Source organism: Protofrankia sp. Cr1 (genome assembly GCF_963555865.1).
GTDB lineage: Bacteria > Actinomycetota > Actinomycetes > Frankiales > Frankiaceae > Protofrankia.
This window is the reverse complement of sequence record NZ_CAUVXO010000693.1, coordinates 1-1,332: the sequence shown is the minus strand read 5'-3', so window position 1 is coordinate 1,332 and position 1,332 is coordinate 1. Positions and strand designations below refer to the sequence as shown.

Below are 1,332 nucleotides of genomic sequence, written 5' to 3'. Positions count from 1 at the left end.
CACCCGGCAGCACCATCACCCCGGCCCGCAGCGCTTCCTCGTGGCGGGCCGCGGCTGCCTGGAACTCGGGCACCTCACCGGCGAGGTCGAGGTAATGGACGCCGGTCCGCACGCAGGCGTCGATGAGAGGTGTAGCGGTACGGCTGAACGGGCCCGCGCAGTTGAGTACGACGGTGATGTCGCGCAGGCAGGCCTCGATGGTTGCGGGATCGTCCAGAGCGAAGGCCCGGGTGGGCAGCTTGAGCGCTCGGCCGGTTTCGGCGAGGGATGCCGGGTTGCGTGCGGCGAGCACCGGCCGCAGGCCGGCGGTTGTGGCCCGGCGGGCGCACAGCCGGCCGATGTAGCCGGTGGCGCCGTAGATCAGGGCTGCGGTCATGATGACTCCTGATGGGTGCGGATGCGGCAGCCGCCGCCAGCTGTCGGGTGCAGGCGGTTGGGGCTGGCCGGCCCGCCGGTCACGAGGCGCCGCGGAACCGCATACGCAGGTAGGCGTCGAAGACGCGGGCGCCGAGCAGACGGCGGGTGTGTACCAGCGCCTTGGCGGCCGGGGTGACCACATAGCGGGTCCGCGGCCTGGCCGCGAACAGGGACCGTTCGATCACTGCGGCGACGGCCTCAGGCGGTGCCGACAGTCGGCGCGAGCGGTAGCCGTCGGCCATCTTCTGATCGGCGGCGGCGTTGAGGGCGGCATAGGGGCCGGCGGGGGCGGCTGATCCGGCGAGGGTATGGGCGGCGGTGTCGCCGAAACCGGTGCGGATCAGGCCCGGTTCGATGAGGATGACCCTGATGTTGAACGGGGCTGTTTCGAACCGCAGGGCGTCGGTGAGGGCTTCGACGGCGTACTTGCTTGCGTGGTAATAGCCGCCGGCGGGGAAGACGAGACGGCCGCCCATCGAGCCGACGTTGACGATCCGTCCACCGCCCGTGGCACGCATGCGGGGCAGCACGAGCTGGGTCAGCCGGGCCAGCCCGAAGACGTTGGTCTCGAACTGGCGTCGTACCGCGTCGAGATCCGTCTCCTCGATGGTGCCGTACTCGCCGTAGCCGGCGTTGTTGACCAGCATCCCGACCGCGCCGTGCTCGGCTTCAACCGCTTCGACGGCGGTGCGCATGGACGTCTCGTCGGTGACGTCCAGGGGGAGGATGCGGGCACCGGCACCAGCGAGGTCCGCGAGGGTCTCGGTCCGACGGGCGGTGGCGTAGACGGTCAGGTCGGGGCGGGCGGCCAGCCGCCGAGCGGTGGCCCGGCCGATTCCCGACGACGTCCCGGTGATCAGCACGGCGGTCATGGTGTCTCCTGGATCTCGGTGCGGGTGTGGCTCAGCCCTGCGA

The 1,332-nt window shown here is 71.3% G+C and carries 2 protein-coding genes; both read right to left on the bottom strand.

What is annotated here, in order from left to right:
- Positions 1–376 (bottom strand): saccharopine dehydrogenase NADP-binding domain-containing protein (locus tag U9980_RS28110; RefSeq protein WP_322770690.1); only part of this gene is annotated, 376 nt, incomplete at its 3' end.
- Between the two features lie 79 nt (positions 377–455).
- Positions 456–1,289, bottom strand: a complete 834-nt coding sequence (locus tag U9980_RS28105; protein WP_322751671.1) for an oxidoreductase — start codon at positions 1,287–1,289, stop codon at positions 456–458.
- Positions 1,290–1,332: the final 43 nt, after the last annotated feature.